This window comes from Streptomyces sp. NPDC040432, from assembly GCF_055595445.1.
On the sequence record NZ_JBVIVP010000003.1, the window covers coordinates 484,106 to 496,089 of the forward strand.

At 70.7% G+C, this 11,984-nt stretch carries 11 protein-coding genes and 2 tRNA genes; 12 read left to right on the forward strand and 1 reads right to left on the reverse strand.

The genetic code is table 11. The features are described 5' to 3' along the window. The first annotated feature begins 7 nt into the window (after positions 1-7). Both ACZ58N_RS09280 and ACZ58N_RS09285 read left to right on the forward strand, forming a co-directional pair. Entirely contained in the window at positions 8-562 is a 555-nt protein-coding gene (locus ACZ58N_RS09280; RefSeq protein ID WP_471157281.1) for an SCO2584 family spore wall biosynthesis protein, read from the forward strand. A 68-nt stretch (positions 563-630) separates the two neighbouring features. Then, positions 631-1,851, forward strand: coding sequence for an SCO2583 family membrane protein (locus ACZ58N_RS09285; protein ID WP_471157282.1), 1,221 nt, complete (start codon positions 631-633; stop codon positions 1,849-1,851). On the opposite strand, the gene ACZ58N_RS09290 is transcribed toward ACZ58N_RS09285, so the two are convergent. Further along, a complete protein-coding gene (locus tag ACZ58N_RS09290; protein ID WP_471157284.1) occupies positions 1,823-2,938 on the reverse strand; it encodes a M48 family metallopeptidase in 1,116 nt (371 codons plus the stop codon). The two genes, ACZ58N_RS09285 and ACZ58N_RS09290, sit on opposite strands and share 29 nt — an antisense overlap. A 140-nt stretch (positions 2,939-3,078) precedes the next feature. Here ACZ58N_RS09290 and ACZ58N_RS09295 point away from each other — a divergent pair, with 140 nt between their 5' ends. The 10 genes from ACZ58N_RS09295 (at position 3,079) to ACZ58N_RS09340 (ending at position 11,846) form a co-directional block, all read left to right on the forward strand. Next, positions 3,079-3,243: a hypothetical protein gene (locus tag ACZ58N_RS09295; protein ID WP_389711036.1), complete on the forward strand. Its 165-nt coding sequence runs from the start codon at positions 3,079-3,081 to the stop codon at positions 3,241-3,243. Between the two features lie 43 nt (positions 3,244-3,286). Further along, a complete protein-coding gene (nadD, locus tag ACZ58N_RS09300) occupies positions 3,287-3,904 on the forward strand; it encodes a nicotinate-nucleotide adenylyltransferase (protein ID WP_471157286.1) in 618 nt (205 codons plus the stop codon). A 24-nt stretch (positions 3,905-3,928) separates the two neighbouring features. Then, positions 3,929-5,656 (forward strand): LytR C-terminal domain-containing protein, encoded by a 1,728-nt coding sequence (locus tag ACZ58N_RS09305; RefSeq protein WP_471157287.1) that lies wholly within the window; start codon positions 3,929-3,931, stop codon positions 5,654-5,656. A 129-nt stretch (positions 5,657-5,785) separates the two neighbouring features. After that, on the forward strand, positions 5,786-6,232 hold the full coding sequence (rsfS, locus tag ACZ58N_RS09310) for a ribosome silencing factor (protein WP_073915048.1): 447 nt from the start codon (positions 5,786-5,788) through the stop codon (positions 6,230-6,232). Beyond that, a complete protein-coding gene (locus ACZ58N_RS09315; RefSeq protein WP_471157570.1) occupies positions 6,229-6,885 on the forward strand; it encodes a histidine phosphatase family protein in 657 nt (218 codons plus the stop codon). Before rsfS ends, ACZ58N_RS09315 begins: the two co-directional genes overlap by 4 nt. A 133-nt stretch (positions 6,886-7,018) precedes the next feature. Continuing rightward, positions 7,019-7,091, forward strand: a tRNA-Ala gene (locus tag ACZ58N_RS09320). Between the two features lie 143 nt (positions 7,092-7,234). Continuing rightward, positions 7,235-7,468: a hypothetical protein gene (locus tag ACZ58N_RS09325; RefSeq protein WP_362876780.1), complete on the forward strand. Its 234-nt coding sequence runs from the start codon at positions 7,235-7,237 to the stop codon at positions 7,466-7,468. A gap of 162 nt (positions 7,469-7,630) precedes the next feature. Then, positions 7,631-7,703 (forward strand) — tRNA-Ala (locus ACZ58N_RS09330). A 366-nt stretch (positions 7,704-8,069) separates the two neighbouring features. After that, positions 8,070-10,943, forward strand: coding sequence for a leucine--tRNA ligase (gene leuS / locus ACZ58N_RS09335; protein ID WP_471157289.1), 2,874 nt, complete (start codon positions 8,070-8,072; stop codon positions 10,941-10,943). A 120-nt stretch (positions 10,944-11,063) separates the two neighbouring features. Beyond that, positions 11,064-11,846: a hypothetical protein gene (locus ACZ58N_RS09340; protein WP_471157290.1), complete on the forward strand. Its 783-nt coding sequence runs from the start codon at positions 11,064-11,066 to the stop codon at positions 11,844-11,846. Positions 11,847-11,984: the final 138 nt, after the last annotated feature.

Below are 11,984 nucleotides of genomic sequence, written 5' to 3' on the forward strand. Positions count from 1 at the left end.
TGTTGCTGTGCCGGACGACGTGGGGGGCAAGCCGTTCCCGGACGACGGGACCCCCGAAGACGATGCAGACGACCGCGGAGGCGCGGACCAGGACTTCGCCTCCGTGGTGTTCGACGAGGCCTTCGTCCGGGGTGCCGAGATCCACGAACCGAGCGCCGCCGAGCGCCAGCGAGCCGCGGACCGGGCCAGAGCCGAGGCCGAGGCCGCCCGCGTAGCCGGAGGCTGGAACGGCGACGACGACTACGGCTACGGCCACCCCGACGGCTCCGGGCTCGACGACCCCGGCTGGGATCCCGACCACCACGGCCACGGATACGCCGAGGGCCCCTACGGCGCCTACGGGGGGAGCCTGCGGCCCTACCGCGGCCGGTCGCCGTGGCTGCGCCCGGTCGCCTGGGTGCTCGCCTTCGTCATGGGGCTCGGCATGGTCGCCCTCGCGTTCAGCGCCGTTTACCGCAACGCCTCCGGGGAAGCGGAACCCGCCCCGGCGCCCGCCAGCACCCCGCTCCGCGAAGTCGGTGACGTCGGCGCGTTTACCTACCCCGTAGTCCGCCAACCCTGAAGGTACGACCCCGCTTGCGCGAACCGGAGACGGGGGCTTCTCTGAAGCGGGGACAGCGGGGAGAAGCGATGGCCGTTCCAGGAGATCCACCAGGCGGCACCCCCGACGGCATCGGCGGGGGCGATGACGAACTGCGTCCGGACGAGTACCGGTCGGTGGTGTTCGACGAGGACTTCGTCCGCGCTGCCCGGCTCCAGGAGTTCTCCGCGGAAGAACGCATGGGCGAACACGCCCGAGCCGTCCGCAGCCGCTCCCTCTGGTCGTCCGGCGGACCCACCTCCGCGCACAGGACGAGCACCCCGGGGCGCGGAGCCCGCCAGGGCATGCTCCTCGTGCTGCTCATCGCGACCGCCTTCGCGGTCGCCGTCTACATGGGCCTGCGCAACCCGTACGTCCCGCCGCCCGGCGGCACCGCCGAGCCGCTCAGCAGCGTCGTCGTCCCCCTCGCCCCGGCCGAGACCGTGCCCGGTGGGAAACCCGCCGACCTGTACGAGAAGAGCCGGGCGGCCGACTACCGGGTCGGTGCGGCCGGGATCACCCTTCCGGCCCTGCGCCGCACCCACCACTTCACCGAAGCCCAGGTCGTCACCGCGCTGTCCATCGCCAAGGACTACCTGGTGCAGTCCTCGCTGGACCCGGACGTGCTGTCCGGGACCGCCTCACGGCCCGTCCGGGTCCTGCTCGACCCCGGCCAGCTCACCCAGTTCGACCAGAGCATGACCGCGCCCTCCGGGGACGGCAGGCACGCCGCCACCGGCTGGCTCGTCCGCTTCGACCCCGCCGTCGTGCTGGTCGCGGACACCAGGGTCCGGGTCAGCGGCACCCTCGCCTTCCGGGAGCTGACCCCGGAAGTCCTGGAAGTGACCACCGACCACACTTTCGTGTACGCCGTCCGCCCTGTGGGCGGCCCGGCGGCCACCGTCGACGGGGCATCGCTCTTCACCGTCCGGCGCGAACTGCGGATGCGCTTCGACCGGGAGGACCTCACGGCCCGCCGGACCGAGGTGACCTCCGCCTACGTGATGGCGGGCCCGCAGGACTGCGCCAGCGACCCCGCGGCGGGCTTCCGCCCGCTGACGGCCGGGTCGGACCCCACCACCGTGGGCCCGCCCGCGACCGATCCGTACACCGACGGCCGCCCCCGGCGCACGGCCGGGCTGTGCGGCGTCCTCACCCCCAGCGGCACGCCCACGGCGCAGCCGCCGCCCGGGGAACGGACACCGGAGCCCTCCGCCGCCACACCGGGGAGCTCGGCCCCCGTCAGCCCTGCTCCGGCCCCGGCCGGGTAGTGCCCTTGCCGTCGGAGCCGCCGTCACCGGCGGCCCCCGTACCCGATCCGGCGCCCGCTCCCGCACCCGCGCCGGTGAACCGGTCCCGGAGCTTGCCGCCCAGGTCGCCCGCGCCGCCCGCGATGTCGCCGACGAGCTTCATCAGCGGGTCCTTGCTGGTGCGCACCGTGTCCGCGTAGTGCGACGCCGACTGGCGGAAGGAGTCGGTCACCGAGGTGTCCTTGTCCTCCTCGCGCTTCGGGTAGTGGCCGTCCATGATCCGCTGGTAGTCCCGGTGCTGGGACCACTTCTTCAGCTCGGCCGCCCGCACGGTCGTGAAGGGGTGGGTGCGCGGCAGGACGTTGAGGATCTTCAGCACGGAGTCGCGCAGGTCCCCGCTCTTCTCGTACTCGTCGGCCTGCTCCAGGAACGCGTCGACGTTCATCTCGTGGAGGTGGTTGCCGCCGGCGATCTTCATCAGACCGCGCATCGAGGCGTTCAGGTCCTGGCCCACCAGCAGACCGGCCCGGTCGGCGGACAGCTCCGACTTGCGGAACCACTCGCGCAGCGCGGTGACCAGAGCCATGATCGCCACATTGCCCAGCGGGATCCACGCGACCTTCAGCGCCAGACCCGTCAGGAACAGCAGGATCGTGCGGTACACGGAGTGCCCGGACAGCGCGTGGCCCACCTCGTGGCCCACCACCGCCCGCATCTCCTCCTCGTCGAGCAGCTCCACGAGGCCCGTCGTCACCACGATGATCGGCTCGTCCAGCCCGATGCACATCGCGTTGGGCTTCGGGTCCTGCTGGACGTACATCTGCGGGACCTTCTCCAGGTCCAGGATGTAACAGGCGTCGCGCAGCATCCCGTGCAGGTGCGGGAACTGCGTCTCGCCGACCCGCACCGAGTCCGACAGGAAGAGCAGCCGCAGGCTGCGCTCCGGCAGGAGCCCGCTCAGGGTCTTGAACACCGTGTCGAAGCCGCTCAGCTTGCGCAGCGCCACCAGCGCGGAACGGTCCGCGGGGTGCTCGTACGCCCGTGAGGAGATTCCGGGGAACCTCCTGCGATTGCGTGCCGGTGCCTTCTCGAAACCGGTGTCCGTCATAGCGCCTCCCCCTTGATCGGCCTGTGTCGTCTGGCGTCCATCCTCCCCAACGACTGAGTCGGCGTGAGCGTGCCCGGGGGCCCCGCATACGATGTGAGCGAAGTCTCCGCTCGCTCCCCGACTCGATAGGTATCTGCCTGATGAGCCTCTCCACCACCGCCCACAACATGGTCGTTCTCGCATCGGGGGGCGCCGAGCACGGCGGCAACCACGACAGCCTGAACCCCTACCTCACCGGTGGCGCTGCGTTCGTCATCCTGATGCTGATGCTCTGGGTGACCACGCGCCTGAACCGCGACCGCTAAGCCCCTCCGTGGACGCGGCACCGGGCCAGTAGGCTCTGCGCTCATGGGAGAGCAGGAAATGCCTACGGGCCCGGTCAAGCGCCGGCTCGGCGTGATGGGCGGGACATTCGACCCGATCCACCACGGCCACCTCGTGGCCGCCAGCGAAGTCGCCGCGCTGTTCCACCTCGACGAGGTGATGTTCGTACCGACCGGTGAGCCGTGGCAGAAGTCGCAGCGGGCCGTGTCCCCCGCCGAGGACCGTTACCTCATGACGGTGATCGCGACGGCCTCGAACCCCCAGTTCTCGGTGAGCCGCATCGACATCGACCGCGGCGGTCCGACGTACACCATCGACACCCTGCGGGACCTGAGCGCGCTCAACGACGACGCCGACCTGTTCTTCATCACCGGCGCCGATGCCCTCGCCCAGATCCTGACCTGGCGGAACGCCGAGGAACTCTTCTCCCTCGCGCACTTCATCGGAGTGACCCGCCCCGGCCACGTGCTCACCGACGACGGACTGCCCGAAGGCGGCGTCTCCCTCGTCGAGGTCCCCGCGCTGGCCATCTCCTCCACGGACTGCCGAACCCGGGTCGCCCAGGGCGATCCGGTCTGGTATCTCGTTCCCGACGGTGTGGTGCGCTACATCGACAAGCGTGAGCTGTACCGGGGAGCCTGAGCTTCCGGAAGAGAGGGGCCCGCGGTGAACGACCCACAGGATCCGTACGACCCGTACGCCGCCCAGGAGCAGCAGCTCATCGGCTACGACCCGTACGGCAGGCCCGTGTACGGCCCGGTCGCCGCGCGGCCCGCCCCACCGCCCGCCGCCCCTCCTCCGTACGGGTACGAACAGCAGCAGTACCAGCAGTACCAGCAGTACGAGCAACACCAGCAGTACGAGCAACACCAGCAGCACGAGCAGTACGAGCAGGAACAGCCGTACGGCGGGCAGCAGTACCAGCAGCCCCGGTACGAGCAGCCCCACGACCCCGGGTACGACATCCGGCAGGCGCAGCAGTGGATTCCGCAGCAGGCCGCCCCCGAGCAGCCGTACCGGACCCCCTACCCGGACCAGGAACAGCCGCAGCCGCGGTACGAAGGGCCCCCGCAACCGCCCCCGCAGGTCCCCGAACCGCGCCGCGAGCCCGCCGGCGCCCCCGAGCCCGGCGCGGACCGGGACGTCGACCGGTTCGCCTTCGTCGACCGGCCCGACGAGGACTCCGAGGACGTCATCGACTGGCTCGCCTTCACCGAGAGCCGCACCGAGCGCCGCGAGGAGGCCCGCCGCAGGGGCCGCAACCGCGGGGTCGCGCTGATCGTCGTCCTGTCCCTGTTCGTCGTCGGAGGCGCCGGCTACCTCTGGTACGCGGACCGGCTGCCCTTCCTCGGCGGCCCCGACGGGAAACGGAACACCGCGGCGGCCACCGGGGAGCAGAAGCGCGACATCATCGTCGTCCACGTGCACAACACCAAGCGCGGCGGCACCTCCACCGCCCTCCTCGTGGACAACGTCACCACCCGCCGGGGCGCCACCGTCCTGCTGCCCAACACCCTCGGCGTCACGAAGCAGGACGGCACCCCGGCCGCCCTCGGCAAGACCGTCGAGGAGGGCGCCCTCGGCACCCGCGAATCCCTCGACACGGTGCTCGGCACCCGCATCGGTGGGACCTGGCGCCTCGACACGCCCTTCCTGGAGCGCCTCGTCGAGCTGGTCGGCGGCATCGAGGCGGACACCGACACCGCGGTCCCGGCCGACGAACAGGCCAGGACCCCGGCCGTCGCGCAGGGCCCGAAGCAGAGCCTCACCGGGGCGATGGCCGTCGCGTACGCCACGTACCGCGGCCCCGGGGAACCGGAGGCCAAGCAGTTGGAGCGGACCGGCCGGGTGCTCCACGCCGTCCTCCGCAAGATCCCCGGCGACCCGAAGTCGGCTGCGACGACCGTGGAGAGCATGGGCCAGATCCTCGACCCCGGACTCGACGCGCAGAACCTCGGAGCGCTCCTGGCACGGATCGGCGAGCACGCCAAGGTGGGCGCCTACCGAACCGAGGTCCTCGCGGTGAAGCCCGACGGCGGCCTCACCGACGAGGCGAACAAGAAGGTCGTCAAGGAGGTCCTCGGTGGTTCCTTCACCGCGGCCCAACCGGGCACGGCCCCTCGGGTCGGCCTCAGGGACGCCACGGGCGACGAACGGGCGGGCACCGCGGCGAAGGCGGCCCTGCTCAACGGCGGCTACGCGTTCGTGGACGGCGGGAAGGCCGACAGGACGGACACCACCTCGCGGATCACCTACCAGGACGACGCGCAGCGGGACCGGGCGATCGAGGTCGCCAAGACGCTCGGACTGCCGGAAACGGCCGTGAAGAAGGCGGAGAACGCGGTGAACGCGGACGTCGTGGTGACCCTGGGCAAGGACTACAAGGCGTCCTGAGGGCTTCGGGACCCCCGCGAACCACCCCTGAACTGGGCTTCCGCCCGCGCGGAACGTTCTGCGCGGGCGAGGTCGGCGGTACATGAGACCCTTGTAAGGATCTGCCCGTCAACCCGAAAGCATGGCCACGTGACCGCCACGGACCGCTCCATCGAGCTCATCACCGCCGCCGCCCAGGCCGCGGCCGACCGGCTCGCGCACGACATCATCGCGTACGACGTCAGCGACGTGCTGTCGATCACCGACGCCTTCCTCCTCGCCTCCGCGCCGAACGACCGCCAGGTCAAGTCGATCGTGGACGAGATCGAGGAGCAGCTCCTCAAGAAGCTCGGTGCCAAGCCGGTGCGCCGCGAGGGCGACCGCGACGCCCGCTGGATCCTGCTCGACTACGTCGACATCGTCGTCCACGTCCAGCACAGCGAGGAGCGCGTCTTCTACGCGCTGGAGCGCCTGTGGAAGGACTGCCCCGAGATCGAGCTCCCCGAGGACGCCAAGCTCACCATCGGCAAGGCCGAGGAGCACGCCAAGCTGCGCGAGGCGGCCGGCGACGACGAACTGGACGGTGATCTGTTCTGAGCACCAGCAAGACGGGCACGACCAGCAGGAAGATCGTCCTCTGGCGGCACGGCCAGACCTCGTGGAACCTGGAACGACGCTTCCAGGGCTCCACGGACATAGAGCTGACCGAGACGGGTGTGGCGCAGGCGCGCCGCGCCGCCCGGCTGCTCGCCTCGCTGCGGCCGGACGCCATCGTGGCCTCCGACCTCAGGCGGGCCGCGGACACGGCCGCCGAGCTGGCCGCCGTCACGGGCCTGTCCGTCCAGCACGACGAGGCGCTGCGCGAGACCTTCGCCGGCGAGTGGCAGGGCCTCACCCACGACGAGATCCTCGCGAAGTACGGCGAGCAGTACGCCGCCTGGAAGCGCGGCGAGCCCGTCCGCCGCGGCGGCGGTGAACTGGAGACCGAGGTCGCCGACCGCGCCGCGCCCGTGGTGCTGCGCCACACCGAGGCGCTGCCCGAGGGCGGCACGCTCGTGGTCGTCAGTCACGGCGGCACCATCCGTACGACGATCGGTCGCCTCCTCGGCCTGGACGCGTACGACTGGGAGGGCCTCGGCGGGCTCTCCAACTGCTGTTGGTCCGTCCTCGGCGAAGGCGCGCGGGGCTGGCGACTGCTGGAGCACAACGCCGGCACGCTGCCGGAACCGGTGCTCGGCGACGACGACTGAGCCCGCGCGGAGCCCGGCCTGACACGTCGGAACGGGCCTCCCACCCGGATTTCACTTTCCGGCTGGTCACAGGCTAGAGTTCTTCTTGTTCGCAGCGAAGAACACCGGAAACGGGAAGAACGCGGCGAAGAGCGGGGCTATAGCTCAGTTGGTAGAGCGCCTGCATGGCATGCAGGAGGTCTGGAGTTCAATTCTCCATAGCTCCACAATCAGGATCCCGTCCCCAACAGGGGGCGGGATCCTTGCGTTTGTTCCTTTTGCGACGGCTGCCCCCGCCAGCACCGGCATGGCAGAATCGGACGGCCGGAGGGGGTCACGACGGCCCGACGCGGGAGGGAGTCGCTGACGGATGGGTGCACACCGGCGGCGGTGCGACTGGTGCGACAACGGCACGCCGATCGTGCGGGACATGGAACCGGTCAACCACGACTACCAGTACTGGTGCGAGGAATGCGCGCGGGCGCTGATCATAAAAGGCGACCCGATCGAGACGTACCGGGAGCTCGAAGGCGAACCGATCTACGGGCGGCTGCTCGACGAGCACTGCACGTTGAAGCGGTTCTACCAGTTCGCGAGAGCCTGACGGGCCCGACCGGAAGGTAGCGAGAAGGCGGCGATACACCTCAAAGCGGACATGGCCCGGAGTCGGCGGAAACCGATTTTTGGACCAGGGCCATGACCGTGTAATGTTTGGGACGTCGCCAAGGGAAACCGGCAAGGGGAACCGAAGCGGCAGGCAGGGCAAGGGGCTATAGCTCAGTTGGTAGAGCGCCTGCATGGCATGCAGGAGGTCTGGAGTTCAATTCTCCATAGCTCCACAGTGAAGAAGCGGGCCACCCGGATCGGGTGGCCCGCTTCTCGTTGTGCCCGCACCTGAAGTGCCTCTCGTCCGGTGGTGACTGTCCTCCGGTGGTGCCTGCTCCCCGGTGGTGCCCGCTCCCGGATGTGTCCGCCGCCCGTCGCGTGCCCGCCGCTCGGAACGGCAGAGCGCCCGCGGGAGTCGCTGCGGTACCCTGACGCCATGCGTGCCGTACGCCTTCTGCTTACCGAGCCGCGCTGATCAGTACCGACCCATCGAGCACCACGGATGCGGTCGGCATCGGCGCGGCGTCCCCTCCTGTGCGAGGGGTTTTTTCGTTTGGGCAGCAGAGACGGCAGAGACGATCGATGGAGCTTCAGAAATCATGAGCGAGACGAACACCCCGGCCCCCGAGGCGGCCGAGGGGCACCGTTACACGGCTGCCATGGCCGCCGACATCGAGGCACGCTGGCAGGACGTATGGGACGCGGAGGGCACGTACGAGGCCCCCAACCCGACCGGTGACCTGGCCGGCGACCCCGCCGTGGTCGCGCGGCCCAAGAAGTTCATCATGGACATGTTCCCGTACCCGTCCGGTGCGGGCCTGCACGTCGGCCACCCCCTCGGGTACATCGCCACCGACGTCTTCGCCCGGCACCAGCGGATGACCGGCCACAACGTCCTGCACACCCTGGGCTTCGACGCCTTCGGCCTGCCGGCCGAGCAGTACGCCGTGCAGACCGGCACGCACCCGCGCGTGTCCACCGAGGCGAACATCGAGAACATGAAGGTCCAGCTGCGCCGCCTGGGCCTGGGGCACGACAAGCGCCGCTCGTTCGCGACGATCGACCCCGACTACTACAAGTGGACGCAGTGGATCTTCCTGCAGATCTACAACTCCTTCTACGACACCGAGGCGCGCAAGGCCCGCCCGATCACCGAGCTGGTCGCCGGTTTCGAGGACGGCAGCCGTGAGGTGCCCGGCGGTCGCGCCTGGGCCGAGCTGACCGCGGCCGAGCGGGCCGACGTGCTGAACGGCTTCCGGCTGGCCTACGCCTCCGACGCGCCCGTCAACTGGTGCCCCGGGCTGGGCACCGTACTGGCCAACGAGGAGGTCACCGCGGACGGCCGCTCCGAGCGCGGCAACTTCCCCGTCTTCAAGGCCAAGCTGAGCCAGTGGAACATGCGGATCACCGCGTACGCGGACCGCCTGCTGGACGACCTGGACGCGCTGGACTGGCCCGAGGCCATCAAGCTGCAGCAGCGGAACTGGATCGGCCGCAGCGAGGGCGCGCGCGTCGACTTCGCCGTCGGCGACGCCGGTGCCATCACCGTCTTCACCACCCGCCCGGACACCCTGTTCGGCGCGACCTACATGGTCCTGGCGCCCGAACACGAGCTGGTGTCCGCGATCGTCCCGGCCGCCTGGCCCGAGGGCACCCACCCGGTGTGGACCGGCGGCGCCGCGACCCCCGGCGATGCCGTGGACGCGTACCGCAAGCAGGCCGCGTCGAAGTCCGACGTCGAGCGACAGGCCGAGGCCAAGGACAAGACCGGTGTCTTCACCGGCGCGTACGCGACCAACCCGGTCAGCGGCGAGCAGGTCCCCGTCTTCATCGCCGACTACGTGCTGATGGGCTACGGCACCGGCGCGATCATGGCCGTACCCGCCCACGACAGCCGCGACTTCGAGTTCGCGCGCGCCTTCGAACTGCCGATGCGCTGCGTCGTGCAGCCGACGGACGGCCGGGGCACCGACCCGGCCGAGTGGGACGACGCGTTCGTCGCGTACGAGGCCACGCTGGTCAACTCCGCCGGCGAGGGCATCTCCCTGGACGGCCTGGGCGTCGTCGAGGCCAAGGCCGCCATCACCGACTGGCTGACCGAGCGCGGCATCGGCGAGGGCACCGTCAACTTCCGGCTGCGCGACTGGCTGTTCAGCCGTCAGCGCTACTGGGGCGAGCCCTTCCCGATCGTCTACGACGAGGACGGCGTCGCCCACGCGCTGCCCGCGTCGATGCTGCCGCTGGAACTGCCCGAGGTCGAGGACTACTCGCCGCGCACCTTCGAGCCCGACGACGCCGCCTCCAAGCCCGAGACGCCGCTGTCGCGCAACGAGGAATGGGTCAACGTCGAGCTGGACCTGGGCGACGGGGCGGGCGTCAAGCGCTACCGCCGCGAGACCAACACCATGCCGAACTGGGCCGGCTCCTGCTGGTACGAGCTGCGCTACCTGGACCCGCACAACGCGGACGCGCTGGTCGACCCGGAGATCGAGCAGTACTGGATGGGCCCGCGCGACGGCGCGCCGCACGGCGGCGTCGACCTGTACGTCGGCGGCGCCGAGCACGCCGTGCTGCACCTGCTGTACGCCCGCTTCTGGTCGAAGGTCCTGTTCGACCTGGGCCACGTCTCCTCCGTGGAGCCGTTCCACAAGCTGTTCAACCAGGGCATGATCCAGGCGTACGCGTACACCGACGCGCGCGGTGTGTACGTCCCGGCGGCCGAGGTGGAGGAGCGCGACGGCGGCTGGTTCCACCAGGGCGAGCCCGTCAAGCGCGAGCACGGCAAGATGGGCAAGTCCCTGAAGAACGCCGTCACCCCGGACGAGATGTGCGAGGAGTACGGCGCGGACACCCTGCGCCTGTACGAGATGGCCATGGGCCCCCTGGACGTCTCGCGCCCGTGGGACACCCGCGCCGTCGTCGGCCAGTACCGGCTGCTGCAGCGCCTGTGGCGCAACGTGGTGGACGAGGAGACCGGTGAGGTCACCGTCGTCGACGCGGAGCCGGGCGAGGACACCCTGCGGGCGCTGCACAAGGCGATCGACGGGGCCGGCGCGGACATGGCGGCGCTGCGCTTCAACACCGCCATCGCCAAGATCACCGAGCTGAACAACGCGCTGACGAAGGCGGGCCGCCCGCTGGAGCGCTCCGTCGCCGAGCGGCTGGTGCTGCTGGTCGCCCCGCTGGCCCCGCACATCGCGGAGGAGCTGTGGCACCGGCTGGGCCACAGCGACTCGGTGGTCCACCAGGACTTCCCGGTCGCGGACCCGGCGTACGTCGTGGACGACACCGTCACCTGCGTCGTCCAGGTCAAGGGCAAGGTCAAGGCGCGCCTGGAGGTGCCGCCCGCGATCTCCGAGGCGGACCTGGAGCAGCTGGCCGTCACCGACGCGGGCGTGGTCGCGGCGCTGGGCGGCGCGGAGATCCGCAAGGTGATCGTGCGGGCGCCGAAGCTGGTGAACATCGTCATCTGAGGACGGCCCCCCGACGTGGGGGACATCCCGTAAGGGCAGGTTGGGGGTTCCGCGGGAACCCCCGACCTGCCCTTGGCGTTTACGGTGGAGGGGACGGATCCGGCGGAGGAAGGGAACCTCATGGAGGCGGGCGCTTTGATCATCTTTGCCCTGTTGGCGCTGTTCGCCTTCTTGGGGCTGGGTGCCTGGGCCACCGTGAAGGTGGTGGGCGCGGCGAAGCGCGGCGTGGACCGCACGATCACGCAGGCCCGCAGGACGGTCGAGGACACGACCCTGAAGGCGAAGAGCTTCGGTCAGGTCGGGGTCACGGGGGCACTGGCGCAGCTGCGGCTGGACCTGCGCAACTCCATGCGGGCCACGCAGCAGGCGCTGTACCAGGGCGTACAGGTGGACAGCTCGCTCAGGGAGTCGATCGGCCTCTTCGAGCGGCTCAGCTCCCACGGGTACGAGCTGGACGACGAATTGAAGCGGCTGGAGCGCGACCCGGACCGCAAGCGCATCGAGGAGCGCCTCCCGGACCTCCGGGAACGCACCGCCAAGATCACGCAGGCCGCGGACTCGCTGCGGTGGGCCGCACGCGACCGTGCCCGCCGGTTCGCCGAGGACGACCTGGACCTGCTGTCGGCCCAGATCGGGGTCGAATCGGACGCCCTGCGCGACTGGTCCCCGGAATCCGTCGACGAACTGGCGGCCGCCGCAGCCGCGTGGGACGCGCAGCAGGCGGGGTCCGGGACAGGGGCAGGAGCCGGTTCCGGGGTGGGCGCGCAGACGGCGCCGGGTTCGCAGGCACCCTCCGGGTGGACGGCTCGTGAGGCCGGGCCGCAGCCCGCCGCGCTGAATCCGCCGGCGCCGGAGATGCGGTACCCGTGGCAGAAGACTCCGCGGCCCGAGGCGACCACCTGAGGGGTGGGGCGGGGCATTTCGCGGGGCTTGGTCGGTTGGCGGGGCGCGGGCTGTTCGCGAGGCTTGGTCGGTTCGTGGGGCGCGGGCTGTTCGCGAGGCTTGGTCGGTTCGTGGGGCGCGGGCTGTTCGCGAGGTTGC

Excerpts from the sequence above, each read along its gene's own strand:
- ACZ58N_RS09285 (WP_471157282.1), top strand. The coding sequence starts at position 631 with ATGGCCGTTCCAGGAGATCCACCAGGCGGCACCCCCGACGGCATCGGC.
- ACZ58N_RS09290 (WP_471157284.1), bottom strand. The coding sequence starts at position 2,938 with ATGACGGACACCGGTTTCGAGAAGGCACCGGCACGCAATCGCAGGAGG.
- ACZ58N_RS09295 (WP_389711036.1), top strand. The coding sequence starts at position 3,079 with ATGAGCCTCTCCACCACCGCCCACAACATGGTCGTTCTCGCATCGGGG.
- nadD (WP_471157286.1), top strand. The coding sequence starts at position 3,287 with ATGGGAGAGCAGGAAATGCCTACGGGCCCGGTCAAGCGCCGGCTCGGC.
- ACZ58N_RS09325 (WP_362876780.1), top strand. The coding sequence starts at position 7,235 with ATGGGTGCACACCGGCGGCGGTGCGACTGGTGCGACAACGGCACGCCG.
- leuS (WP_471157289.1), top strand. The coding sequence starts at position 8,070 with ATGAGCGAGACGAACACCCCGGCCCCCGAGGCGGCCGAGGGGCACCGT.
- ACZ58N_RS09340 (WP_471157290.1), top strand. The coding sequence starts at position 11,064 with ATGGAGGCGGGCGCTTTGATCATCTTTGCCCTGTTGGCGCTGTTCGCC.